Annotated in this window: 18 protein-coding genes and 2 tRNA genes; 8 read left to right on the top strand and 12 right to left on the bottom strand. The window is 54.6% G+C overall.

The features are described from left to right. Positions 1-12: 12 nt before the first annotated feature. The 6 genes from FRD01_RS06205 to FRD01_RS06230 form a co-directional block, all read right to left on the bottom strand. Positions 13-1,875, bottom strand: coding sequence for a hypothetical protein (locus FRD01_RS06205; RefSeq protein WP_146958525.1), 1,863 nt, complete (start codon positions 1,873-1,875; stop codon positions 13-15). Positions 1,876-2,001: 126 nt separating this feature from the next. Further along, positions 2,002-2,073, bottom strand: a tRNA-Glu gene (locus FRD01_RS06210). 3 nt (positions 2,074-2,076) lie between these two features. Further along, positions 2,077-2,149: transfer RNA gene (locus FRD01_RS06215), tRNA-Lys, on the bottom strand. 138 nt (positions 2,150-2,287) lie between these two features. Then, the gene (gene tyrS, locus FRD01_RS06220; RefSeq protein WP_146958526.1) at positions 2,288-3,628 is read right to left on the bottom strand and encodes a tyrosine--tRNA ligase; all 1,341 of its coding nucleotides are present in this window, start codon (positions 3,626-3,628) and stop codon (positions 2,288-2,290) included. A gap of 71 nt (positions 3,629-3,699) precedes the next feature. After that, the gene (locus tag FRD01_RS06225) at positions 3,700-4,950 is read right to left on the bottom strand and encodes a DUF1501 domain-containing protein (RefSeq protein WP_146958527.1); all 1,251 of its coding nucleotides are present in this window, start codon (positions 4,948-4,950) and stop codon (positions 3,700-3,702) included. Positions 4,951-5,006: 56 nt separating this feature from the next. Further along, positions 5,007-7,304: a DUF1588 domain-containing protein gene (locus tag FRD01_RS06230; protein WP_249756055.1), complete on the bottom strand. Its 2,298-nt coding sequence runs from the start codon at positions 7,302-7,304 to the stop codon at positions 5,007-5,009. A gap of 304 nt (positions 7,305-7,608) precedes the next feature. Here FRD01_RS06230 and FRD01_RS06235 point away from each other — a divergent pair, with 304 nt between their 5' ends. From FRD01_RS06235 to FRD01_RS06245, 3 genes are all read left to right on the top strand, one after another. Continuing rightward, complete coding sequence (locus tag FRD01_RS06235) at positions 7,609-9,798, top strand: 3-dehydroquinate synthase family protein (RefSeq protein ID WP_146958529.1); 2,190 nt, start codon at positions 7,609-7,611, stop codon at positions 9,796-9,798. A gap of 52 nt (positions 9,799-9,850) precedes the next feature. Further along, positions 9,851-10,564 carry a tetratricopeptide repeat protein gene (locus FRD01_RS06240; RefSeq protein WP_283808727.1) on the top strand — a complete coding sequence of 238 codons (714 nt, stop codon included), beginning with the start codon at positions 9,851-9,853 and terminating at the stop codon, positions 10,562-10,564. Between the two features lie 132 nt (positions 10,565-10,696). Next, complete coding sequence (locus FRD01_RS06245; RefSeq protein WP_146958531.1) at positions 10,697-11,731, top strand: penicillin-insensitive murein endopeptidase; 1,035 nt, start codon at positions 10,697-10,699, stop codon at positions 11,729-11,731. 20 nt (positions 11,732-11,751) lie between these two features. Here the strand turns inward: FRD01_RS06245 and FRD01_RS06250 are convergent, their stop codons facing one another. After that, positions 11,752-13,299, bottom strand: a complete 1,548-nt coding sequence (locus tag FRD01_RS06250) for a serine/threonine protein kinase (protein WP_146958532.1) — start codon at positions 13,297-13,299, stop codon at positions 11,752-11,754. A gap of 258 nt (positions 13,300-13,557) precedes the next feature. Between FRD01_RS06250 and FRD01_RS06255 the strand changes: the two genes are divergently transcribed. Then, positions 13,558-14,751 carry a hypothetical protein gene (locus FRD01_RS06255; protein WP_146958533.1) on the top strand — a complete coding sequence of 398 codons (1,194 nt, stop codon included), beginning with the start codon at positions 13,558-13,560 and terminating at the stop codon, positions 14,749-14,751. Between the two features lie 11 nt (positions 14,752-14,762). Here FRD01_RS06255 and FRD01_RS06260 read toward each other — a convergent pair whose 3' ends face one another. The 4 genes from FRD01_RS06260 to FRD01_RS06275 are packed head-to-tail and all read right to left on the bottom strand — an operon-like array spanning position 14,763 to position 18,213. Then, positions 14,763-15,302, bottom strand: coding sequence for a hypothetical protein (locus FRD01_RS06260; protein WP_146958534.1), 540 nt, complete (start codon positions 15,300-15,302; stop codon positions 14,763-14,765). After that, on the bottom strand, positions 15,299-16,240 hold the full coding sequence (locus tag FRD01_RS06265) for a hypothetical protein (protein ID WP_146958535.1): 942 nt from the start codon (positions 16,238-16,240) through the stop codon (positions 15,299-15,301). The genes FRD01_RS06260 and FRD01_RS06265 overlap by 4 nt, the downstream gene beginning before the upstream one ends. Positions 16,241-16,246: 6 nt before the next feature. Further along, positions 16,247-17,374, bottom strand: coding sequence for a pyridoxal phosphate-dependent aminotransferase (locus tag FRD01_RS06270; RefSeq protein ID WP_146958536.1), 1,128 nt, complete (start codon positions 17,372-17,374; stop codon positions 16,247-16,249). Beyond that, positions 17,371-18,213, bottom strand: coding sequence for a 2,3,4,5-tetrahydropyridine-2,6-dicarboxylate N-succinyltransferase (locus tag FRD01_RS06275; protein WP_146958537.1), 843 nt, complete (start codon positions 18,211-18,213; stop codon positions 17,371-17,373). Before FRD01_RS06275 ends, FRD01_RS06270 begins: the two co-directional genes overlap by 4 nt. A 155-nt stretch (positions 18,214-18,368) precedes the next feature. On the opposite strand from FRD01_RS06275, the gene FRD01_RS06280 reads away from it, so the two are divergent. Both FRD01_RS06280 and FRD01_RS06285 read left to right on the top strand, forming a co-directional pair. Then, entirely contained in the window at positions 18,369-20,852 is a 2,484-nt protein-coding gene (locus FRD01_RS06280; RefSeq protein WP_146958538.1) for a CpXC domain-containing protein, read from the top strand. Between the two features lie 9 nt (positions 20,853-20,861). Continuing rightward, on the top strand, positions 20,862-21,602 hold the full coding sequence (locus FRD01_RS06285) for a metallophosphoesterase family protein (protein WP_146958539.1): 741 nt from the start codon (positions 20,862-20,864) through the stop codon (positions 21,600-21,602). 2 nt (positions 21,603-21,604) lie between these two features. Here the strand turns inward: FRD01_RS06285 and FRD01_RS24225 are convergent, their stop codons facing one another. Next, on the bottom strand, positions 21,605-22,315 hold the full coding sequence (locus tag FRD01_RS24225) for a hypothetical protein (RefSeq protein ID WP_249756057.1): 711 nt from the start codon (positions 22,313-22,315) through the stop codon (positions 21,605-21,607). Positions 22,316-22,563: 248 nt separating this feature from the next. Between FRD01_RS24225 and FRD01_RS06300 the strand changes: the two genes are divergently transcribed. Further along, positions 22,564-24,171, top strand: coding sequence for a hypothetical protein (locus FRD01_RS06300; protein WP_146958542.1), 1,608 nt, complete (start codon positions 22,564-22,566; stop codon positions 24,169-24,171). Then, positions 24,155-25,228, top strand: coding sequence for a hypothetical protein (locus FRD01_RS06305; RefSeq protein WP_146958543.1), 1,074 nt, complete (start codon positions 24,155-24,157; stop codon positions 25,226-25,228). The genes FRD01_RS06300 and FRD01_RS06305 overlap by 17 nt, the downstream gene beginning before the upstream one ends. Positions 25,229-25,312: the final 84 nt, after the last annotated feature.

Here is a 25,312-nt window from a genome sequence, read left to right on the forward strand (position 1 = left end):
ACGCTTAACTTATTACATCGACCAACACACACCACCGAGCACCCAGTTGTCGCCAGCGACCCACGCGTAGTTGGTACCTTCCGGGCATCCCGACTCTGCCGAAGTGCGTGCCACACATCGGTTCACGCCATCGCTGAAGCCCGCACACACGTTGCCGCTGTAAGTATCGCCACACTCCGTGTGCGCCTGACACTCTTGTCCCACAGTCTCTGCAATCGCGTACGGAGCGAGCTTCTCATTCTGGTCGATCCCGATGACTCCGTAAAAGACCGTATAGTGGTCATTGACCTGTTCCGCGTTTAGCTCGGTAATCATGGCGTTGAAGGTGGCAGGTTCATGGACACCCGGCTCGTAAGGGTCGGTTTGCACCAAGCGGCGAAAGAGATCCATAGTTCCACGAGCATAGCTGTAGTTCACCGTGGTGATCACATCGAGATTGTCCTCATTCTTTGCCTCATTCGCATAGAGCATATCGGCGTATTGCGAGTACGTCTGACATCCCTGAGCTACAAAGAGTTGTTGCTTGTCCGGGTCGAGAGGCAACGAGGCGAATTCGGTGTGGTCGATGTAGGCACCGTATTCAGCGTCCAGATAGAGTCCGTAATACGGGCCGGCGTGTCCGTTGTAGAAAAACACATCGCGTTTCACCAGCTCGTAGATCGTCTGCTCGCGCTGTTCAGCGCGGCTGCCTACGTACATATCGCTGTGGAAGAGGCGCACGTCCACGCGGACTTCTACCTGACGAGTCTGACACGAAGGGGCCGCCCATTGAGTCATCTTTCCAAGCGTCGCGGGGCCAATCATGCGAACTTGATCGATCTCTCTGAGCGACTTGAATTCCAAATCGTCGAGGGTTCCAAATTTCCCATCCGCCCCAGCTCTGGCTGCCAGGAGGTTGCGACGCATATCAGAGCGAAGCCCCATCTCTTCAAGCTCCGTCTCGGTTAGGAATGGATCGTTGACCTTTGCCACCACGTGGTCTTCTTCACACGATTCCAAAATAGGACGATACGACACGATGGACTTCTGAAACGGACCCGAATCTGGTCGTAAATCCTCAAACCGAGCCACGGGAGCGCTAAAGCCATCTGCCACAAGGGCATCAAATGCCTCTCTGGCGTCGATCAAGTCATATCGAGCAGCATTGTAGTCGTGACCAAAGACCATCGTGATCTCAAAGCGCCCGTCCTGCATAAAGTCACGATAGGCGGGATAGGCGTCCTGCACCTCTGGAAGCGTGGTGTACTCCAGCACGACTTGCTCCAGCTCGCCTGCATATGTCTTCGGGTCAAACGAGCGGATTGGAGCGCCCGACTGGTCGCTTCGGGCACCGGCAGGCATCTCAAGGGTCTTGCTAACTCCGAAGTCGCCCTGCTCCGCGCCGTCTGCCAAAAGAAGCTCTAGAAGATTGTTCGGACCGGCCACATCGATCGTAAACTCAACCACGTACCGCCCTTCCTGGCCTTCAATAGCCAAGACCTCGGTCGAGTGATTTCGAACCATGGCTTTGAAGCCGCCGTACTCGGTGTTGCGAAAGAAGACTTCATCGTCCCCGATAGTGCCGTCGCCGTTGATATCAATGCCCCGGAACTTATCGGTAAGATAGGTCGTCAGATAGACGCCTACGGCTGAGATCCGAGACGCGATAAGCTGCTCGCGCACCACGACATCCTCAAACTCCTCGGCCGTCATTGCCACTTCAATCGCCCCTTTGACTTCGTACTCTTTGGAGACGTTTGAGAAGTAATCGTCCGCTTTGCCCGGCATCACCAGATCGAGCGAACCGCGCTCCGCAGGTGCGCTGCTCTCTGCATCCGCACATGAAACTCCAAGACTCAGTACCGTTAGCCCCAAAATCAATTTCTTGTAGTTCATCGTCATCTCCGTTCAAATCGTTGATGACCTACATGTAGTGAATCGTCTTACGCTTGTCGGCTGAAAGAACCTGAAACCTGAAAACCAAAAAACCCGCTCTCCGAAGAGAGCGGGTTTTTTGTGGGATGACCCCTACGGGATTCGAACCCGTGTCGCTGACGTGAAAGGCCAGTGTCCTAACCGCTAGACGAAGGGGCCAAGTGAGCCGTGATGGACTCGAACCATCGACCCGCGGATTAAAAGTCCGCTGCTCTACCAACTGAGCTAACGGCCCATTCCACTTGACCGGACGGTGATGCCGTCCAACCGCGGGAGCAGCTTTGTATAGGGGCTTGGGTAGTGTGTCAATTCATTTTGCTCGAAGAATTTCATTTTTTTTGTCGATTTTTTGCTTCCCAGAGCCCACTCGGACCTAACTCACCGAGACTACGTGATATTTTTTCTTACCGGCCCGGAGCACCAGAGCATTGGCGCTTACGAGGTCAGAAACACCCACCACGTACCCTGAATCGTCGATTCGAGTATTGTTGACGTACACACCACCCTGGTCGAGCAATCGCCTCGCCTCACCATTGCTCTTGGTAAGTCCTGTCAAAACAAAGAGTTCGAACAACGGAACTCCTGCTTCGAGCTGCTCTCGCGTAATTTCGGTGGAAGGCACATCGGCAAAGATCGCCTGAAACTCTGCATCACTCAGGTCCTCGATCTTCTCACCAAACATCATCCGACTTGCGCGGATCGCCTTTTCAGCTCCCTCGTCACCATGAACCAAACGAGTCACCTCCCACGCGAGCTCACGCTGCGCTTCACCACGGTTCTCACCGCGCTCCACAAGCCCGCTCAGCTCATCCACGCGCTCGCGAGGAAGGAACGTGAACATGCGCAGGAAACGAGGCACGTCGGCGTCGTCTCGGTTCACCCAGTATTGGTAGAACTCGTACGGAGAGTTTCGCTCCGGCGCCAAATAGGTTGCGCCCTTCTCGGACTTGCCCAACTTTTGGCCAGACGCAGAAGTAATCAGCGGGAAAGTCAGACCAAACGCCTTCTTCTCATTCGATTCCATACGCCCGATCAAATCCGTCCCGGCCGTGATATTGCCCCATTGGTCGGATCCGCCAACCTGAAGCCGGCAACCCGTCTCTCGGTAGAGATGGAGAAAGTCATAGGCCTGAATGAGCATGTAGCTGAACTCGGTGTAGCTGAGGCCTTGCTCCCGCTGCTCAAGTCGCGACTTTACCGAATCCTTCTGCAACATGGTGTTCACGCGGAAATTCTTCCCCACGTCGCGCAGGAACCCGATGAAGCTCCATGGCTTGATCCAATCCGCGTTGTTCACCACTGGAATCTCCCCTGCGTCGGCGGCGGCTTTCCGCGTCTCAGGGTGAAGAGTCATCGCTCGGTCCAGAATCTCTCGAAGCTGTGCTGAGATCCCCTCGAGATTCTTGGTGATCGTCTCCTCGGTCAAAAGGTTTCGCTCGTCACTCTTGCCAGACGGATCGCCGATGAGGCCGGTAGCGCCTCCGGCAAGCGCAATCGGGCTATGACCATGACGCCGGAAATTCGCGAGCACGAAGATCGCCAGAAGGTTCCCAATGTGTAGAGAATCCGCCGAAGGATCAAAACCACAATAGAGGGCCAAACCCTCGCCAGCCTGCTCAGCCTCAAGCAGAGCCTGATCGAGTTCCTCATGTGTGGTTTGAAAAATCAGTCCTCGCCACGCCAAATCTTCCAACACGCTGCTTTTATACGTCATTGCATCACCTTAAAAAGTCGGTCGATGCGGATATACGGCGCTTGGTTTTTAGAGGCAAGGATGATGGTACATCAGCCCAGAAGGTTGATGTCTTCCTCTTGGAGGGGATAGCGCAAGGATAGTGGATCGCGCTCCAGCCCAGCCAGCTTTCGAATCGCGGCATGAACATGGTCCGGACGAAGACGAACACCGCCCGACTCCACGACTTCCAGCGTTTGCGGGTTGACCTGCATGAGCTGATGCCGAGGTCCTGACGCTCCGATCACACGGTTGCCGGGCACGCCTGCTCCCATCAGAATCATGGAATTGACCGACCAGTGGTCTTTGCCATTTCCACCGTTGTAGCCTGGTGTACGGCCGAAATCCGAGCCGATGGCCACGAAGACGCGGTCTGCAATGCCCATGCTCTCGGCTTCCTCGAAGATGAAGTCCACGCCATCGAGAATGCGCTGCAACCTTGGGATGTGGCGATTATCGTGGTCTGAGTGTGTGTCAAATCCACCGATTCGCATCGAAACCGACACACCGAGACCCGCACGGAATGAAGCCAAAGCGACGCGGGCCTGCCTGACGAGCTCGTTATTGTCGTTCACGTTATCCGGGAGGTACGAGATCACCTCTTTCAGCTCTTCCTCGCCCATCCGTGCGGTGTGCAGCGCGCCCATCGAGCTTCTCACCCGTGGCAACTTCATGCGCTCCATCTTTGCGGCGAGTCGCTCATCCGCAGCAGCTTTAATGCGGTCGAAGGCGTAATCACTGTGGAAGGTCTCTTCACGGTCCGGTGACACGCGGTTCGCAAACGCAATACGGGGAATGGTGTCCACTCGTTCTGCACGTGTCGCGCTGATCACGCCAAAGGTCTCGTCGTAGCCACCGTTGGTAATATAGCCCATCGGGAGGCTCGGTCCGAGCTTCGCCGCCACCAATGCCGCCAATGAGGGGTGTCCTTCGGCGAGCTTACCAGACCAGGTGTAGCGACGGCCTTGCTCGTGTCCATTGGTGGACATATCGATGCCGTTGATCACCATCATGCGCTCGTAATGCTTCTGGAAGAACTCCGAATAGTTCTGAAGAGGCGCGTATCGAATATTGCCAGCTTCCTCGATAGCGTCGGTCGCATACCGATTCATGTTGTCGCGATCTCCTTTCGGGTCGATCAACGAGGTCGGGTCCCAACCACCTTCGGCCTGGATAAAGAAGAAGCAAGTCCCCTGATACACTCCAATTCCGGTGTCCTGAGCGCTGACTTCTCGCGCTCCCATCGGGCTTACCACCGTCAGACCAGCTGCTGCTGCTGCTTTTAGGAAAGTTCTTCTATGCATGGTCAATCCTCATCGTATCGTGTTTCGGACTCTCGGGGTCTCGGCTCTTTAGTGCATTACTCGTAGAGGAATGCGTAATCGGTCAACATGTAGGAGAGCACTGCCATCCATCCGCGGATGGTGTAGTTCGGGTCGTTGTTGACCCCATTCGAGCGGCACATATTGGGCAGCCCGTCTCCGTAATCATTCGTCAATCCGTCGTTGACGACGTCGCGGAACAAACTCAAAGCGTGGTCGACATCTTCACTATTGACGTCCACTTTCTCTCCGAGCAGGTGGAAGTGCAAGTGCTGGATGTTCTGACGGATCGCTGCTTCGTTAGTCTCTAGTGTATCATCTGGCGAAACATGTGGGAAAAGCAGTCTCTCGCTTGGATCCAGGCTGAAGTCGTTAGGTCCAGCAAGGCAGCTCATCTCATTGCCCATGCGGCGTGCGATGCTCGAAGCAAGCGCGCTCGGGTCCTTCATGCGCTTCAAGATGGCTTGTGAATCGATACCGCCGTAGAGCAAGCGGAACTCACGGTTGTCCAAAAGAAGGTCGCGGTTGTTCACGCGCCAGCTTCGGCCAAGCAACGACTCGATTTTACGGTGCAATTGCTCAGGTGAAAGAAGGCGTGAAGTACCCATGCTCTTGAGCTCGAGCTGGCGCATTCCGTCGATGGAAGCTGCAGCATCCTCTGCTCGGTAGTATGGGCTCTTGACCAACTCTTTGATGATCGTCTTGAAGTTGTAGTTCGACTCAACGAACTTCAGACCGACCTGCTTGAAGAAGTTGTATTGAACTTCATAAGCGTGGAACTCTGCAGCGTAGCTGGCTGTGGTCGGATCTTGTGGGTAGCGCAATGGCTCATCGCCAGTCAACATTCTGTAGCCATGCTCCACAGCAGACACGATGAACCGTGGGTCTGCGGTAGTGCGCTGTGCAAGCCAGGACAAGCTCTCTGGATTATTCGACTGACCGAGGATCTCGCGCTCGATACCTGGAGGCAACATATCGGTGTACCAGCCGGAATCACGTGGGTTGTAGCGACCTTGCTCATCCCAGTTCTGGAAAGCACCCGCGATTGGGTCGATCACTTCGTGACATACCGTACACTGCGCATCGAAAAGCGTTGGGTTCTGGCTCGAGTCCGCAAGCGTTGGGTCGGTTGGGCGGTCTGCCAGACGAAGCACATCCGTCGCGAGGAAGAAGAGGTAGTAATAACCAGAACGTGTGCGGTTACGGTTCGTCTCGGTCGTCGGGTACCGGTTCAGGAAGCTCGTTGTCGTCAATACACCCGCGTGAGGGATGCCTGGGATTGCTGCCTCTTTCATCTCGTTCGGGTCATTCATATCCGCGAAGCTCAACGTGCAATCTTCGCCAGTCGTACAATTTCCGTCACCATCCACAAGGCCGAATGACCGGGCCGAGTACGGATTCACGAGCGTATAATCAGCCGTCAAGATCTCGGTGAACGGACGGTCTTCACGCACAACATGGGCCACGATTTCAAGCGGTTCACGGGCAATTGCCGTGTTGGTGCGAGCGCGCGCCTGGTTTCGTGCGTTCTCGTCTCCGATATTCGAGTACCAATCACGATTCGGGTAGATATCGTCGTCGAGAAGGTCCACCGCAGCTTCGTTGCGGTTGTACATATCGGTGTGCAAAACGTCGTTGAAGCTCTCCTTCAATCGGACGTAGAAGGCCTCTTCGGTCATCATTGAATCGAGAACTTCGTCTACACCGCTGTTCATCGCGGCCTCGTATTCTTCTTGGGTCGGAGCGCGACCAACAAGCGACAATGCGGCCTTACGAAGCGTTTGATCGTAGTCGAGGAACTCTACGTCTTGGAAAAACTCATCGTCGTTTGCCACTTCACATTGCGTATCCGACTCGGCGCGGGTGATGAATGCCTGCAGGCGCTGGTAATTCTCATCACCAACTTCCATCAGCTGACCACCACCGTGACTGATTCGACCAGTCGCCTTCAACAAGAGCACCGACTCGCCGTCACGCTTGGTGCGCGCCAGATCTTTAACCACCTGAAGATTGTTCTGAAGGTAGTTACCCCAGCCTGCGTTGTAGAGAACGAGGTCGGTGTCCTTCGCCAAACCTTGGCTCGAGTGACACGCTGCACATTGGCCTTCCAATACCGGCGCCCACACTTCACGAAGGAAAAATCGATCGTCAGGTGTGCATGTCTGAGGACCCGTTGGGTCTCCAGGATTTACCGTGTCAGCCTTACCGGGAAGGGTAAATTCCTCTGCCTCCATCTCGAGTGAAAAGACGCCCTTTTCACATCCAGGGGCCGCGAAAAGAATCGCAGCGGTGAGTACCAGAAACGCGAGATTTTGTTTTTCGGTGTGTGCTTTCATCGGATGCCGCTCCTCGTAGCTTTCGATGTCTGCTCTCATATGATGCAGATCATATGCCAACACAATTGAACGTCTTGATTCCGGCATAAATACTGGACCTTAAGGCCACGAAAGCCCTCTACCTACATGTAGGACAATGTACCTAAAGTCCGCATAAGTACTCACCATCCCTTACTTTTCCACGTCTTGGGTTGATCCCCACAAGCTAATCGGACACTCTCCTGCAACTTTGACCCCGATCGTGGAGTCAAAAACACAGATCGAGGTCTCGATCCCCGGATTAAAAACCCCACTTGTGGCAAAAATGACACAGTTTCTAGAATCAAATGTTGAGTACATAGAATCACTTGAGCAGGTGAATCTTCCCGAAGACGCCGTGGTCATCGCGGACCGAAATCTGCCGACCTGGCTCTTGGACCACTTCGAGGACCCTATCCTCGTAGCCGGTGGTGAATCCCTAAAAACGCTCGGTTCCATCGAAGCCCTTGCGCTTGAGATTCTGGAAAGGCGCTCAACTCGCCCGCTCACCATTGTGGCCGTTGGAGGCGGAAGCGTGGGAGACGCAGTGGGATTCCTGGCGAGCACGCTCTGGAGAGGGGTGAAACTCTGGCATATCCCCACCACACTCCTCGCTATGGTCGACTCTGCACACGGCGGAAAGACCGCTATGAACCTCGGGGAGTACAAGAATCAGTTGGGAACCTTCTACGCGGCACAGAATGTTGTGATCTCTCAAGAGATACTGAGCGCGCTGCCCCACGAACAGCGAGAGGAAGGACTCGCCGAGATGCTAAAGGCGATGTGGCTCGACGGACCCGAGAGCCTTGGGCAATGGAGGAGTCTCGGTACCGAAACTCTAGCCTCAGCGCCCTTCGAAGAGATTGCTGAGGATTTCCTGAATCTTCTAAAGACGGCTATTTCACTCAAACACAGAGTGGTAAGAAGTGACCCGTTCGAAACCAAATCCATACGCACACTCTTAAATCTTGGGCACACCATGGCCCACGCCCTTGAGTTGAGCGCCGGACTAAGTCATGGCCACGCGGTCGCCTGGGGCCTCGCGGTCGCAGTAGATATGTCGCACGTCCATCATGGGTTGGTACGCGAGCAAGCCGAAGAGCTCCTCAAAGACGTGTATCCGCTGCTAGTGCCGTTTCATGAAGCCCTGATTCCTGAACATGAGGAACTACTCTCGCTTCTGAGACGCGACAAGAAGCGCAAAGACGGCGTGCTAAAGGGCGTTTTTCTAAGCGCCGCGGGCGCGGGATTCGTGGAGAGTTCACGCGCTGAAGATTGGATTGAGAGCTTTAAGAGAGTCTATGAATGGACGCATAGCCCGGCCCTGCTTGAATTTCATCCGGAGCGTGCGCCCAGCTCGCCGGTCGAGATCAAACCTCCTTCGTCAAAGTCTGTTCTCAATCGTCTCTTGATTCTGGCCGATCTCAATCCAAAGATTGAGGCGACACAGATTTCCGAAGCTACCGACGTTGTCTTGATGAAGAGAGGGCTTTCGTCACTGAAGTCTGGCCGAATGGTGGAGGTCGCAGACGGCGGTACGACCTTCCGGTTCCTTGCGGTACGTGCAGCGGCGCTACCCGGTCGGCATCACTTCCATCTTGGTCAAAGGTTGGCCGAACGCCCACACGACGACCTCTTTAGAGCCTTAAGAAACGCTGGTGCAAAGGTAGAACCGGCGGGACGTGAAGTCATAATCGAGGGGTGGCCCGAGTTCCCCTCTCAGATTTCAGTTAGCGCAAAACACTCCTCTCAATACGCGAGCGCATTTGCGCTGCTCGCCGGTGGTGGCCATGAGTTCACCCTGACGATTGAGGATGAGCTCGTGTCCGAGTCCTATTTTGAGCTCACGCTCGAGTTGCTTGAAGAAATCGGCACGCAATACAAGAGAGAGGGCAGTAGACTTCACTTTTCAGGGCTGAATCCAGGCACTCACAAGGTTAATGCCGCGATGGACGAGAGTTCAGCCGCAACTTGGCGTGCCTTGTCGTGGCTCGGATTGCCGGCGATTTGTAATGCCGTAGAAGATCGCACGCAGCCCGATCACATCCTTAAAGAGTATCTCGACTCCACACTCCATGAGGTAGACATTCGAAAATCCCCGGACCTTATGCCGGTGCTGGCCACGGCCTACGTGGTGGCGGGTCAAAAAGTGAAGGTTCATGGAGGTCCAACTCTTAAACTAAAGGAATCTGACAGGCTTGAGGGTCTCAAGGACTTGCTCGTCGTGCTCGGCTCCGAAACTAGAGTGGAAGGTGAATCGCTGGTGACAGCGCCTGCCCCTAGACACTCGAAACCTTTAGACTGGGACACTAACCACGACCATCGCCTGGCCTTCGCCGCAGCGGTAGCGGCGCTAAACGGCCCCATGCGGGTCCTCGGCCCTCACGTTGTTGAAAAGTCCTATCCAAGATTTTGGCAAGACCTGAGGAGATTGGGGTTCAAACTCCAACCTACGACCTTCCCACTTGATGGATGAGCAAAGCCAACATAGAACTACCTATATGCGAATGCTCCTCATCCTAATTCTAATGACGGTTCTGCCGTCTCTTGCGCTGGCCCAATCAAATGCGGAACTGCGCTACCAGGAGGCCGTGAGACTATTCGGCGAGGGGCGCTATCGAGAGTCACTTGATGCCTTTAATGAGGCGATCGAGCTCGACCCGCAGAGCGTATTCTACTGCAACCGGGCGCTTGTTGAGCTCAAACTTCAAGAGACTGCACAAGCCGCAGCCAGTTTTCGAGCATGCCGCGACACCTTTGAAGGAGACGAAGCCGAGCTGGCCTCGATCGAAGCACAACTCAAAGGTGTGGAAATGTACGAGTTCCACCTTCGACCGCGGTCGATCACCGTGGCACGCGATATCGCAGCCGGTCCGGTGCAGCTGCAGCAGCCCCTGGAGGTATCTAAAGGTTGGGACGTCGGCGATACGGGATTCGTCTTCCTTGGAGCATCCGCTGCACTCTTCGCGAGTGCCCTGACTTTGGACTTGCTTAGCGCCGACCTCAAAGAAGACTTCCAGACCCAATCACAAGGCGGAATAGGCACTTCCGAAGCTCGCTACACGGAGCTCAAGACCGAACTCGAAACGAGACAGACCGTCTTCTTCACGCTCGGAGCTCTTGGCGCGGGCGCTGCGCTCGTCGGTGGTGGTCTCTTGATTTATCATTACGCGAACGAGCCAGAACCCGTAGTCCTGCCCTATTTTGGTCCTAAGGGATTTGGAATCAGCGGTAGTTTCTGACCCTCAAAAACCACTCAAAAACCAAACAAAACGGGCACTTACCAAAAAGTGTTGACGAATCACCTTTCAACCTTCATAGTGCCCGGTTGAAGATCATTCTGATTAAAATTTAAATACTGACCCCGTGGTCCCATGCGTTTAGAAAAAACTGGAAGGCTTGCTGTACTGGCCACCATTTTGTTCGCGGCCAGTCTATTTACCCAACAAGGGGAATCTCAAGCACAGGCTCAAGTCGGAGGAATGTCTCCGGCCCTACAAGCCGCCGCAACCATGTTCATTCCCCTGCCGAACAGCACACTTTTTACACCTGACCTGGTTCAGCAGGTCCAGCAACTTCACACCAAAGATCGTTGGAGACTTCCCGAGGCCAAAGCCTGGAAGTCAGTGGCGGAAGACCCCTATGTGGTGACTCGTCGGCTTGACGAGATGTGGCATACGGTCGGCCCGTGGGAGTCCAAGTACAAACTCATCAATAAGTACCGAGGCCGGATCTCCAGGCTGCAGGAACTCAATCCAGACGTCGATTTCGACAATCTTCAAGAGGGTCAGCAGATCTTGGTCTGGAAACGCAGCGAAGAAGGCGTCTCAAGAAGCTTGGGAACCGCCAACCGTGGGCGCTTGGTCAACGGGGAACCGCTTCCTCCTGGTGAGACCTACAAGATTCAGTATCCCCACAGGGCGTTTGGTACGTACTACGCAGTGTCCGAAACCGTTCGCGTTCTAGACGAATTTGGCGAGCGTTTTCCAGATGCACACCCACTTCTCGTTGGGGATATGAGTTTTAGAATCGGTCGCAAGATTGCCCCACACAAGTCTCACCAGTCCGGGCGCGACGTTGACATCACTCTACCGAGAAAGACCCCGCCACCCGACTACCGGCGTTTTCACCACCTTCGCTACAAGGATATCGACCTTGAGCAGACCTTTTGGCTGGTCAAGCAATTCGTAGATAGCGGGCATGTTGAGTACATTTTCCTCGACAAACGCTGGCAGCGTCGACTCCGAAACTACGCTGAAGAACAGGGTGCCCCTCAAGAGTGGTTGGACAAAGTCTTCGAATACCGCTCAAGCCGTCCGGGACTCGCCATGATTCGCCACGAACGCGGCCATCATCGCCACATTCACGTGCGCTATCGTTGTCAGGAAACTGACCGACGCTGTTCCTAATCTCGCCCGTTCGGCGACAACTAATCAAACATCTTGATGCGGTCGAATTGAAGTTTGATCTCGCGCGAAACATCGGCCTGTGGCGCGATTTTCACGACTTCATTCTTGTAGCCCAAGAGAGAAATCCTCACGGTAATCTCATCGTCTGACTTGGGCACTTGGCGCTCAACGGGAGAGTTCCCGACCGGAACGCCGTCAAAGGTGACAGAGGCGTTGGAAGGGTTCGTCATCAGCGAAATCTTTACCGTCTCCGCCTTCTCTGCAACCTTGGGGTCTCGCTCAGTTTTTTCGCGAGGCTTTGGCGGAGTCTTTGTTTCGACGGCCACATCCTCAGGCTCGGTGGGTTCTGTGGGCTGCGTGGGTTCAACGTCTTCAAACTCGAATCCGGGCGTCTCTGTACCAGCATCTGGATTCTCTAGCTCGGAGATCTTGGTTAGGCCTTGGTCGGCCTCTGGAGGCTCCGGCGCAACCTCCGGCTGCTCTTCAACCACTTGCGGTGGTGCGACCACGACCTCTTCTTCAGCGCGAATTGAAGACTGCACGGTCCACAACTTCCAGCCGATAGAGACCAAAAGAATTCCCAAAATCGCCAACACCGCCAAGAGCAGTCGCTGCTTCTTTTCAGCGGTTTCTTGCGTAGTTCGGTCGTAGATCTGGGAATCCGTAGACTTCGCACGTTGAACCTTCTTGGGAGGTTCAGACTTGAGAAGCTTTAGGACCTCACCGGCTGTTTCTACGCGGTCAAAGGGTTGTTTCTCCAAACAACGCTGCACGGCATGGTCAAATGCCGAGTGTGTCCATGGCTCCGGAAGATGCGGGGCATCGTCTTTGAGGTGGCGAACCATCACGGCGGATGGCGACTGAGCCTCAAACGGGTGCGTTCCCGTCAGCATTTCGTAAAGAATGATGCCGACGGCATAGAGATCGGTTTTATGATCCACCGAGTCCCCGACGATATTCTCAGGGGACATATAGTGCGGTGTGCCGAGCACGGTTCCGTCTTGTGTCAGGGTCTTGAGAGCGTTGTTGTTCTCCTGGTCCCCGCGCACCAACTTGGCGATCCCAAAGTCCAAAACCTTTACGACCTCCTCTGCCACCCCTTCTTCAGGACGAGACTTCAGGAGGAGGATGTTGTCGGGTTTGAGGTCACGGTGAACAATGCCGTGTTCATGCGCGTAATCTAAGGCGCTGAGCAACTGGCCCATGATTTCATGGACTTTTTCCGCCTCGAGCGGAGCCTCTTCCTTGATGAGATCGCCGAGTGTTCTTCCTTCCACGTACTCCACAGCCATGTAGAGCAAACTCTCATCCATCCCATAATCGTAGAGCTTGATGATGTTTTCGTGGTCGAGCGTGGATATCAGTTGGGCTTCGCGATGAAACCGCTGCACGATATCGAGCTGCAAGAAGGCCGCCGGCAACAAGGTCTTCAAGGCTACACTTCGTCCAAGCCCGATCTGCTCAGCCCGAAACACAACCCCGTAGGCCCCCCTTCCAAGCTCCTCCATCACCCGGTATTTGCCGGCAATGACGTCACCCGGTGTGGGTATTGAAAAATTCTCGGACATGGACCGCGACTTAACTCATGCGATGAGCCCTTCACACTAATGGGTTGCGCTTCTCTACACAAGGCTCACCACACTATCAGAATTCTGATAGATGACGCGCTGACTCTCAAAATTCCGTTACAAAGGATCTTACCGCGGAGAAACACCCAAACCAATTCAGACTACAAATCAGCCACTTAACCCCAAAGCCCCTTCAAAACCAGAGAATGGATCGTCATTTGCACTAACCCTGCCCAGGCCATCGTGCCGGAGTTAATTATGTTTTTAGCCGCTCAACATACTCTACTGAACCTGGTGCTGATGCTTACACTAAACGTGTCGGGCATCCAGCCAGTGTTTCAGACGGAGCCCGTCGAGGTAGTGCAACAACGCTACAAAGACGGCCTAGATGAGCGCTTAGACGTCGTGAACTCGATGAAAAAGCTCGAAGCCGAGCACCGACGCATCGTTGCTCGTATCGTGGCGCTCAAGCAACAAGGTGCAGGGCTCACTGTACGCCTTGCGCTCGACGAAATGCTTCGAGATGCACAACGCATTTCCGATCAGCTCGCGGCAAAACAAGACCAGGTTAGAGTGATTGATAATCGACTCGGCGCCCATCGAACACAGTTGATAAGTGCGATTGAAAATTCGATCCAAAATCTCGAGATTCAACTTCGTAGTGCGCCAGCACAGGAACGAGGCGCAATCGTACGCGAGCTCAACAAGCTTCGGACCCAGCGCGCCTCGTATATGGTCAGCCTTCCTGAAGTCCCTTCTCTTGAAGACCTACGTGCAGCCCTGACGCTTGCGACCAAAGCGGATTCGCCGGACGAGCTCCATGCCGTTGCCGATGAACTCCAAGACTCGGAGGACCAGCTTCGAAGACGACTCGCTGCCATTGAGGCGCGAATCGACGACTTGAAGAAGTCAAAACGTTTGGTCCGTAGAGCTCAGGGCTTTACTCGTGAAGAACGATTCTTTGAAGAGACGGATCGGGAGCGAACCATTGCTCGATACGAGCGCACCACGACCAGCGGTCAGTCTTCTGACTCACCTGAGGCACCTCAATCCGGCTCAGAGTCGCCGAATCAAGCGGGTTCGCCAGAGCCAACGGAATCACAGAACAACGACCCTGGCGCTTTCGACGACGTAGCCAATGAAAGTCTTTCACCAAGTTTTGGCTCAGAAGCTGATCCTGACAGAGGCTCTACACCACCACTTTCCGATGCATCGGACTTTCCGAGCGCTGCACCGGATAACGGAAACGATGTGTTTGAATCGACCGAGTCAATCCTGATTCAAACAGCTGAAGACCCTTCGAGGGCAGTAGACCTCAACGGGCAAGCCGCAAATTCAACCCTTGACGGGCAGATCAGGAATTTGGAATCGGAGAAAGAGAGGCTTGAGAAACAAGCCGAGATGTTGAAGTCGCGCGCGAATGACCTTCGTAGACGCGCGTCGGACCTCTAGACCACCAAGTCTTACTTAATCCCGAACATTTTAGCGAAGTTATCGAGCAATTCCTTCTCTTCATCGCTTACGGAATTGGTCAGACCGAAGAAGCCACCGCTCGCCTCAGCTACGGCCTTGGCTTGCTCAAGAATGGTACTTCCAGCGTTCCCGCCATGCTCTTGCACCATCGCCGTAATCACTCGGTTGATTCGGTCAAAGAAGAGCTGTGAGGGCTTCTTCGAAAGTAGAAGCTCGATGAACTCTAGAGCTGCTGGGTTTTTGATGCCCTTATTTCGGGCGGCCTCAAGCACGGCCTCTGACTCTTTTTGAGTCAAGCTGCCGTCTGCCCATGCGACTTCGATCAGCGGAATCAATGGGAGAACAGGGGCCGTCGCGGCATCGATACCGAGCGCAAGGGCCTCTGCGGCAACTTCATCGCTGGTGTTGAGCGTGGCGGCGATGTCTTTTTGCTCCTGCTCTTGGAGGGCCTTGAGCTGCCGTTCACGGCGCTCCTTGGCGAGTTTATCTTTTTCTTTTTGGGTAATGAAATTGCTTTCTTCGTTACTCATTTCTTTTCCTTTTGTGGCTCGGTCGCTTCATCAGCGCCTTCAAGAATATTCTTTGCAAGCTCTGGCACATTCTCTACACGACGCTCGAATCCTCGCACAATATGAAGAATGCCTTTTCCGTCTTCATCGTCGGGATCGTGTCCATGCAGGAGAATATGGCGAGCACTATTTAGCTGGCGGATATAGCTTCCTTTCAGGTCGCGAATGTTGTTCAAGCCAAATTCAACGAGTCCTCCGGCAGCAAGGGTTCCGAGTACGCTGCCGGCCCACCCGACCGCACCGACCCAGGTTGGAACCTCAACGCCACCGAACCTGAGCAACACCTTGTGGTAGAGATCGAGGTTGCGCTTGTAGATCTCCCCTGCCGCATCACCAAAGCTCGGTCCCGTCCCGAGCTGGCCAAACAAGACATAGCCGAGGGTAGCCGGGACTCCAATCTTGACGCCCGTGCGAAGTGCCTGAGCGAGTTTTGGGTCGTGGGCGATCTCCTGCTCCATCATCGCGACCACGCGTTCGCGGGCCTCATGAATGCCGTCGGCAGCACCTTCGGGAGCTGCTCGCTCGGCCTTTCGCCACAAATCCTCTTCGAATTCGGCGAAGAGTCTGGACAACAACGTCTCAAGCTCCTTGGGCGAGACCACTTCGCGCTCAAAAGCCTCAACCAATTTATCATGTGTAAACGTGGTGGTTTCGAACTTCGGTCCGCCCACTGCACTCGAAACACCCGACGCGAGGTTTCGCACTCCGATCAGCACATCGCCGACCCCGGTGGTTGGCGCGAGGTTGCGGCCCATAACCTTGCGGAAACTACGCAAGTTTTTATCCACAAATCCAGGCACTCGCTGAATGGCATCGTCAAAAAACGCATTGATTTGCGACTCGAATCTGGACTCCCACGGCAAAGCCTTGGGACCTTCACTCATGTCGAATTCACTCATAAAACCTCACTCAAACTGCTTTAGGTAGGCACCTAGACGTGCGCCCGCTACCTCTAGTTTCGATTCTTCCACAGTGTAAGCTAAACGCAGATACCCCTCTGCGCCACTACCGAAACCACTTCCTGGGATTGCCACAACATCGATCTCTTGAAGAATATTCAGTGCCAAAGGGTAAGAGCCACCAAACCGGTCCGACGCCGCGCGAACATCCAAGAGTACGTAGAACGCGCCAGCAGCCACGGCTTCGGGCATTTGCGGCCACTCGGCCCTAAGCGCTTGAATCAACGTGTCCCTCCGAGCCGAGAAAATCTTAACCGCAGCCCGAGTATGCTCACCATGGACCGCGAGCGCCGTCGGAATCACATCTTGGATAGGAACAACGGCCGATGTCACCAGATGTTGATGAAGGCCCTTTAAACCTTGCACAAAAGAAGGCTCAGCAATCAGCCAACCGAGCCGCCAACCCATCATCGAATGGCTTTTAGAAAGTCCGGAAAGCCTGATGACCGAACTTTTCGAAGCCTCAAAGGCAGAAAAGTGTACGCCTTCGTAAACGAAGTCCTCGTAAATCTCGTCGGATATAATCGTGATCTCACGTTCTTCGCACCACTCAACGAGCTTGCGAATCTCGGCCTCGGAGAACACTGCTCCGGTTGGATTGCCAGGCGAGTTTATGATGATCGCCTTGACTCCGTCTTCCCAACTCGCCTCGATGCGCTGCAAATCAAGTGACCAATCGCTGCCGAGTTCATAATAGACTGGGGTCGCGTGAGCCGCCCTTACGAGGTTCGGATAAGCAGGAAACCCCGGGTTTGGTACGAGAACTTTCTGGCCCGGTTCCACAAGACCAAGTACGCTCAACGCCAGTCCCTCTTGTACACCCGCGGTTATCAAAACCGAATCCAAGTCCACGCCATAATGGTCGGCCACCGCCTTACGAGCTTGAAGGGTACCGAGGTTTGGCCCGTAGTTGGCAAGCGGAGCAATCGCATCGCGGATAGCCTCAAGAACGCTGGGATGCATGGGAGTATCAGGCTGACCTAGTCCAAGGTGCAAACTCTGGGGACCCGCACGTTCCGTCAAGTCTCGGATCGCAGAAGGAATAATGGCTTCGGCACGAGACGAGGGCTTCATCGAAGAAGTTCCTCGAGGGCTGTGCGCGAATCTGTCTTTTCGTCGCGGTACTTGATGATCAGCAACGCGGCCATTTGTAGCCCGTGCTTTTGGGCAAAGTCCCCTTTTGCGGGTCTAGATCCCGGCACAACTACGGCGTTCGCCGGGATTTCTAAGGGCCTTTCGTCGGTGGAACGAAGGACTCTTTCGTTGACCAAGTCGTAGACTGGAACTGACGCGGTTACCACACACCCCGAAGCCAACACGGCGCCTTTGCGCACGCGCACACCCTCGTAGACGCCACAATTTCCGCCGAGCATCACGCCATCTTCAATGATTACAGGTGTCTGGCCGATAGGCTCCAGAACACCACCAATCTGAACGCCGGCAGATATATGCACGTTGTTGCCCACCTGGGCACAGCTGCCCACCAGAGCGTGACTGTCGATGATGGTTCCGTCGCCTACCCACGCCCCCACGTTGACGAACGCTGGCGGCATCATGACCACATTTCTTCCGATGTAGGAGCCTCGTCGGATCGAGTTTCCACCCGGGACAATTCTGATATTGCGCTCCACAACCGGCAGGTCTTGGATTGGAAACGTGTGTTTATCGCTAAATTGAAGGGGCTCTCGCGCCATCTCAATGGTTTTCCCAAGTCTAAACCCAAGCAAGATCCCCTTCTTCACTGCGGCGTTGACGTGCCATTCGCCGTGCTCGTCTTGCTCCGCTGCCCGCAGGTCTCCGGCCTCAAGGGCCGAGAGAAAGTGCTCGAGAACCTCATGTGAAGACTCATCAAGAGCCGAAGGATCGCGGGAAAAGTGGGTTTCGACTGCTTCCAAAATGGCTTGTTTACTCATATCTATCTCCAAAAGTTTCGCGAGAGTTCTATACGCGCTGCCCGAGATTCTGCCAAGAACCCCCAAATTCTCTTGGATCGTCCTAAGTGTTGCTCAGATCGCGCCCGCCGTGGTAGGAACGCGCGTTTCCGCAACACAAAATTGTTGAGCAACGCATGACAAACGCTACGCTTCCTCCCGTGTATGAAGGCCGACTCGGAATGACCACAAGGTCCTCCGTCCATATCACCAGTGACGCCGGACATACGTTTCAGGCGACGATCTTCACGTCGATCAACGCCGATGAGAGTCCAGAACTCCTTCAAGATCTTAAGGACGGGACCATCAATCGCGTGCGTGATGAGGAAACGACCAAAGAGTATCAACTGGCTGTACCGGTGGTCGTACACTCCCCTTCTAAGAGGACGTTCACACTGGTGTTGCCGGACTGCCTTCGCCACGCCGAGTTCGAGCAACGTCAGCGCATTCTCACTCAGATTGAAGCGGATGATGCCTCAGCCCCGATGTATGTGCGTGGGTTTGCGGTGCTTTTTGACCCTTCGAAACTCGACCAGGTTCAGACGATCGCTGAGCCACCCGAAGCACCAGCACCAGCTGCTGAGTCCGACTCCAGTGACCTCGCCCAAGAGCGTGAGCACCTCGCAACCGAACGTGCACAGCTCGATGCGCTTCGCGAGCGATTTGACCGTGAACGCGAGCAAATGGACGCCATCGAGACGAGAATTGCACGTGAGCGAGAGGAGCTGCAGCGCGAAAAGGAAGCCCTCGCTAAAGAGAAGAGTGAGCTCAATGTTCAGGCTCTTTTGCAGGAAGAACAGCGGCTGAAAGAAGAAAGTGGTGGCCCAACTTCAAATGCCGAAGAAGCCACACAGATCGTGACCGACGACCAGTTTATTGAGGTCATGGAAGGTCCAGACGACGATGTTTTCAAGGCTGAGGAGGAACTCGCGTCTGAAGTTTCTGAAATCGCCGAAGACCCCATCGAAGACTTCGAACCCGATGCCACGCTCATCTCGCCTCTGACTACAGGACTCCCGAACAAGTTCAATGATTTTAAGGTCTTGAGCGAGAGAGTGGTGGAGCTACGGGACCGACATGTAGTCGCGGCCGCAAAGATGGAGCGCGAAGACATCGAGGCTCTCTTCCGTGAGAACACCCAGGTCTACGTCCAGCTCCACGATATCGACGACTACCCCGTGTTCGGCCTTACTCTGGCGGCGCTTGATGACAAGGGGAATTGTATCAAGAGCGCGGGATGGGCATTGGATGTCAAAGGCATTCAACACGGCAAGGTTCTGGCGAAACTGGAAGAAGAAGTGTCGTTCAGAGCTGGACTTTACGACCTCAACGGAACCCTACTTCGCGCAGTTGAGATCAAGGCACCATTGAAGTCCAACGTCGCATGGATCCGCGAGACCGCGAGTCAGCTCGCCCAGGCAGCGCCTGGGAATTTCGAGAAATCAGCGCGACAATTTGTGGCTCAAGACTTCGACCGAGTCGGTACGTTGAAGCATAACTTCAGCTTCGGAAGCTTTGAGTCCATCGAGTCCGCTACGGAAGCGAAGCTCGGCGTAGGGATCGTCGGTTTCTGGTCGACTCCTGATCGCCTCAAATACCTGATTTCTAATCGGTCGTTCTCTTTCGCCGAGTTCCAACGGATTCAGGCTCGAGTCGTGATGGCCGCGATGGAGTTCGGTATTTGCATGGGCCAAGAGCTTCGTGATGTTGCGGTGGCGCTTGGGCTTGTGGACTCCGAGGATGCTTTGGTTGAATTGCTTACGGCCAATTTCGCCGAAGTCTGCATTGGATTGCGGCCCAACGACCTCGATATGGGAACACAGTGGGAAAACTGGGACGCGCTTTTGGGGCTCGGGGAAGAGCTCGGAATTCCGCCCGATCCCGATGTCGTTGAGTTGGCAGAGATCAGCTTGAAGCGCGCACAAGAGCTGGCCGAGCTTGAGGAAGACAAGGCGGAACAAGGGGCACCCACTCCACCCACCACTGAGCAGACTTTGATCGTGGCAAAACGTAGTGAATCCACGGGCGTGACCTACTTCTTGCCCGAAGATTCGGTGATGGACTCCTTTGACGACATGACGAGCATGACCCGAGAGGACCTTGAGTTGATGCTCAACGATCCTAACGGACGAGTCGAAGCAGCCCAGGTACTCATCGACAAATTCGGTGCACCTGTGATCGGAGGCGTGCTCGATGCCACGGAAAACATGAACGAACAGGAAGCTGTTGCCCTTGCGAAATTTGTTGAGACCAAAGCCGGAGGCTTTGAGGGAGACCTCGTAAAGTGTGTGGAAGAAGGCAATTCTTCGGCCGTTTGGGTGGCCGCTCACGCGCTCGCGGGCATGCGTAGTGCGTCCGCCATCCCTGCCCTTCTCGACGCACTTGGGGACGAAAATCGTCAAGGCGACGTTCGACGACTCGCCCAGACGCTGGCACAATATGGAGAACGCATCTTGCCATCCTTGACGCGTGCGATTAAACGCGATGGTGGCAAAGAAGCCTACACAGAATTATTGGCCGCACTTGAGACGGTTCACCCGGGCACTCTTTCGAACCTGTCCAAAGATAGAAGTAAGGTGCTGCGCGATGCGGCGCGCGACGCGCGCGAAAAGCGCAATTAGGAGCACGGAATGAAGATCGGTATTTTCAGTGACGTACACAGCAATATCGAGGCCCTCGAAAAGGTCTTGGAGGCATATGAAAATCTGCCTTATGACATCGATATGTACGTCTGCCTCGGAGATGTTGTTGGATACGGGGCCGAGCCCAACGCCTGCTGCGATCGCGTTCGCGAAGTCGCGAAGTACACCATTCTTGGCAACCATGATGCTGCCGTTTGCGGCAGAATGAATTACGCGTTCTATTACGATGCGGCTCGAAATGCATTGGACTGGCACGCAAAGCAGCTGCGGCCCGAGCACCATGAGTGGCTCAAAACGCTCCCCTACAAAGAAGATTGGGAAGACGTTTGCTTCTGCCACGGCTCACCCATCAACATGAAAGACTTCGAATACGTCTTCAACGTGCATCAGGCCACACAGCTCATCAATTCTTGGGATGAATTGCAGCACGTGACGTTCATCGGGCACTCACACCTTACAAAATCCTTCGAACTCGACCGCGATGAGGGCGTTGAAGAGGTATTTCCGCCTAAGCTGACCTTCAAGGAAGGAAAGAAATATATCGTCACCGTCGGAAGTGTTGGACAACCCCGTGACAACGACAATCGCGCATGTTTTGGTGTTTACGACACGGAAGAGAAGTCGTTTGAGTACCATCGCGTCGAGTACGATATCCGTGAAGCCGCACGAAAAATCTTTGAATCAGACCTTTCGAGCGATTTCGCAAAACGCCTCTTCTTTGGTATCTAAGCTCAGAATTCGACGCTGAGCGTTAAGCCAAACCCTTTAACACTTTCATGAATTGGGCCCAAGACCGTAGCTTCTGCTGGAGCAGGGTCCATGTTTATGGCCCAAATCAATCCGGTGGTACCTGCCGCGACCAGCACACCTCCAGCTATGGCCATACCTACTGCTTCGTTTCGGCCTTCGAGGGCGCCACTCATCAACCCGACAAACCCGAGTCCAACACCCGCCGCAAGCCCAACGCCCGAAAGTACTCCGAGCACTAGGCCGGGATGGGCCGGGGCGTGAACTTTCACAGGCTCCACAGGTTTTTCCGCTTCAACCTCGGGCTCTTCAACCTTGGGCTCTTCAACCTTGGGCTCTTCAACCACGGGCTCTTCAACTTCCGCGACTTCAACCACGGGCTCTTCAATGGGTTCCTCAACAAGTCTCGGGAGAATCGCGATGGCGACGCTTTCCGCTTCTGAATGTCTCTTGGTCACAAGAACTTGTTGGTCATCAAGGCGCCGAATCACAAGGACTGAGTCGACAGGGAGATCATCTGCAAACCTAAGATATTCCTTATCGGCCTTGCCACTCATATCACCCAGCGCTTCTGCCCCCATGACCACCGTTGCGCCGTTTTCTTTGAGCGCCTTTTCAATCTCAGCCCGCTCAATCGCAATATCTCCCGGTGTTACAAGGAGAATCCGAGGCCCAGCCTCTAATTCAGGAGGCAATTCCCCTGCCGAGGCCGAAGCAGTGGCACAAAGAAAAAAGAAGACAAAAAGGCAGGCAATCCGTGCGAGCATCGTCAAATACCTTGGCGTTCTAGACCGAGTGTGGCTATCATCGGCGCACTTCAAAAGCAAAGGAGTTCGCCATCCGTACGTTATCGAAGTGCACCGGCTTTTGCGCTACCCTTCTTTTTATACCGTCTCTCTGGGCTCAGGAAGCTGAGCCTACCGTTGTTGAGTCCCCTCTTCCATTGCCCCAATTCGAGGACCCAGGTCCTGCTCCTGAGTCCAGTATCGTCGACGATGTGGAGTGGCGAGCGGATTCTGAGTACCGAATGAGGTTGGTTCGGATTGATCCACTTGAGCTCAACGGAGACGAAGTCACCGAGATGCAATGGGTTGAACAACGTTATCGTTTGGACACAACGGTCTCGAAGCCCGGCGCAGGTGCAATACACCTGCAACTAGACGCCCTTGATGGGGTCCTATTCGGGGATAACGGGGATTTCCCCGAGACCACGTCTGGCGTGAGCTTGACGTCCAACCGTCCCAATATGAAACGGTGGACCATCGGACTTCCTCCTGGAGGCGATCCTCTGGATAGGCGCGCGTATCGTCCCGTCCTTGCAGACGCTGATACCTTTGAGATCAACTATCTCTACGCTGACGTAAACTTGCCCGTTGGACTCTTGAGATTCGGTAGGCAACCGAAGAAATACGGCGCCGGAATTCCCTCACACGACGGTGGAAACTACAACCGTTGGGGAGTTTCAAACCATTCTGATGCCGCGGACCGACTCCTTTTTGGCACCAAGCTCGATCAAGCGTTCTACGTGATTCGCGACGGCTCGAAACACGTTCCAGATCCGGGCTCGGACAACGGCGTCATCTTTGCGCTCTTCTACGACTGGCAGGTGCAAGATGAGATAGCCGTCTCCGAAGACAATCTAAGGCAGCTCGGAGGCGCACTGGAGTTGAGGAAGCGCGAGGCTGATTGGGGTGGTTGGAAGTGGAAAGACCTCTACATCACGCAGGCCGCAGTGCACCTTGCGAACGACGAGTTCGAGACCTCGATCTGGGGATTTCCCGGGAGCATTGGAGGCGAAGTCGGCGATCTAAAACTAGCCGTTCAAACCATGTTCATCGTGGGTGAAACCCGTGAAATCTCAGAGGGCTTTGCCACACTAAGCGGAACAGACGTCACCGACCAAAAGGTTCAGTCCTACGGGGTTCAAACCGTGGTGGACTACAAGACCGGGCCCGTCACTTGGACCATGGAGTTCAACATGGCCAGCGGAGATGATGACCCACGGACAACCACTCCTTTGACGAGCTTTAACTACGCTCGAGACATGAATGTTGGCCTCCTGATGTTTGAGCATATCCTCGCCTTTGAAACCGCGCGTTCGGCGGCCGTGGGCGTGGAAAACCTCTCGGGTTTGGACTCGCGTTCTTTCCCGCTTACGGAAGTTCAAACCGAAGGCCGCTTCACCAATGCTATCGCTATTTTCCCGCAAGCCTACGTCGAAGTTTACAAGACACCAACCGCCCTCTTGCACACTCGAGTGGGCGGCCTTTTTGCGTGGACGCAATCCGAAGGTGGACTCGTAGACCCGATCATTACGTCGCTTTCTTACGATGGTGTGGAGATCGCGGATGATGCCGTGAACTTCAACGGAGGCCGCCCGGCGCGCTACTACGGGGCCGAGTTGGATCTACAACTCGGATTTACCTACAAAGATACTTTCTTTTGGACGGTGGAAGGTGCCGTGCTCTTCCCTGGCGCGGCGTTACACAACGAAAACGGCGTAGCAGTTCGAAGCTATCTCTTGGAGAATCGTTTTGAAGTACGTTTTTAAGACTTGTTTGTTGATCGCAGCCCTCGGGGCCTTGAGTTGCGAGGAGTTCGACCCTGCACCCGAGGCTCGACTCACACTGCCTGAAGGCGGTGCATTCCTGCCGGGAAATCCACTCGTGCTCGCGTTTTCTGAGGCCGTGAGGCCCGACACCCTCAGAGTGCAGATCTGGCCCGATCAAAGAGATATCGAAGGCGCGTTTCTCTCCTCCGCGGAGCCCGTGGTCACTACGTGTACCGTAGACACAAGTCCCTGCGGCGACCTTACCCTGGAGGTTTCTTCAGACGGTGAGAGCGCTACGCTTCTGCTCGACGAGGAAGGTCTTGGTAAATCAGGCCCTCCCTACGTACTGCACGTCTTGCCGGGGCTTGAAGACGAAGCGGGGAATGCCACCGGGCAGGATCTCTACTTCGATTACCAGTTCCGCTCCAATATGTTCGTCAACGAAGATCCCGTGGAGTTCGACGACGGCGTCTACATCCTCGTGGGCTCTGTGACTCAGCCGCTCCCTGCAGTTCTGACCCTGATTTCAGACGTCAAAGTGTTGGAGACCGGTGAGTTCTACCTCGCGGGTGCCGAAGGCGACCCGATCTCAAGCGACTTCCCTAACAATACTCGAAACCCAGAAGAACTCTTGGTGGACGAGGAAGATACGGGCTTTACGGCCTATGTCACGGGATTCATCCAGCTTCGTGAAGGAAAACGACTGCTTGAGACACAACCTGTTAACGTGGAGATTCCTCTTGGCCCCCTGGTCGTTACACTCGAAGACGTTCGACTCTTTGGTGAGATCGTTGAGGGCCCTGAGGGATTCGATCGTATTGAGGGTACACTTTCGTTCACCAAAGTCGTGCTGACCAACACGAGCTCAGGCGCCTCAACGGAATACGATGGCGATGCGACAGCCGTGACGGCTGATTATGTGCCACCGGAACTCGCTCCTGCCGGCCACCCAGTGATCTGCGAAGACCTATGTGGCGTGGTCACGGGAACGTGCGAGCCCCCCGAAGAATACCCAAGGACGGACTTCTGTGATGAGTGGGCCCAAGAAAATCAATAATCACTTGACGAGAGGGGGCGAAGTCCCTAGGTTCTCGCGTCCCTATCATGGGGATAGGGACACGCTCGAAGGGCACTCTACGCG

Origin of the sequence: Microvenator marinus (assembly GCF_007993755.1) — a bacterium.
GTDB classification, from domain to species: Bacteria; Myxococcota_A; Bradymonadia; order Bradymonadales; family Bradymonadaceae; genus Allomicrovenator; species Allomicrovenator marinus.

Excerpts from the sequence above, each read along its gene's own strand:
- FRD01_RS06205 (WP_146958525.1), bottom strand. The coding sequence starts at position 1,875 with ATGAACTACAAGAAATTGATTTTGGGGCTAACGGTACTGAGTCTTGGA.
- tyrS (WP_146958526.1), bottom strand. The coding sequence starts at position 3,628 with ATGACGTATAAAAGCAGCGTGTTGGAAGATTTGGCGTGGCGAGGACTG.
- FRD01_RS06225 (WP_146958527.1), bottom strand. The coding sequence starts at position 4,950 with ATGCATAGAAGAACTTTCCTAAAAGCAGCAGCAGCAGCTGGTCTGACG.
- FRD01_RS06230 (WP_249756055.1), bottom strand. The coding sequence starts at position 7,304 with ATGAAAGCACACACCGAAAAACAAAATCTCGCGTTTCTGGTACTCACC.
- FRD01_RS06235 (WP_146958529.1), top strand. The coding sequence starts at position 7,609 with ATGACACAGTTTCTAGAATCAAATGTTGAGTACATAGAATCACTTGAG.
- FRD01_RS06240 (WP_283808727.1), top strand. The coding sequence starts at position 9,851 with ATGACGGTTCTGCCGTCTCTTGCGCTGGCCCAATCAAATGCGGAACTG.
- FRD01_RS06245 (WP_146958531.1), top strand. The coding sequence starts at position 10,697 with ATGCGTTTAGAAAAAACTGGAAGGCTTGCTGTACTGGCCACCATTTTG.
- FRD01_RS06250 (WP_146958532.1), bottom strand. The coding sequence starts at position 13,299 with ATGTCCGAGAATTTTTCAATACCCACACCGGGTGACGTCATTGCCGGC.
- FRD01_RS06255 (WP_146958533.1), top strand. The coding sequence starts at position 13,558 with ATGTTTTTAGCCGCTCAACATACTCTACTGAACCTGGTGCTGATGCTT.
- FRD01_RS06260 (WP_146958534.1), bottom strand. The coding sequence starts at position 15,302 with ATGAGTAACGAAGAAAGCAATTTCATTACCCAAAAAGAAAAAGATAAA.
- FRD01_RS06265 (WP_146958535.1), bottom strand. The coding sequence starts at position 16,240 with ATGAGTGAATTCGACATGAGTGAAGGTCCCAAGGCTTTGCCGTGGGAG.
- FRD01_RS06270 (WP_146958536.1), bottom strand. The coding sequence starts at position 17,374 with ATGAAGCCCTCGTCTCGTGCCGAAGCCATTATTCCTTCTGCGATCCGA.
- FRD01_RS06275 (WP_146958537.1), bottom strand. The coding sequence starts at position 18,213 with ATGAGTAAACAAGCCATTTTGGAAGCAGTCGAAACCCACTTTTCCCGC.
- FRD01_RS06280 (WP_146958538.1), top strand. The coding sequence starts at position 18,369 with ATGACAAACGCTACGCTTCCTCCCGTGTATGAAGGCCGACTCGGAATG.
- FRD01_RS06285 (WP_146958539.1), top strand. The coding sequence starts at position 20,862 with ATGAAGATCGGTATTTTCAGTGACGTACACAGCAATATCGAGGCCCTC.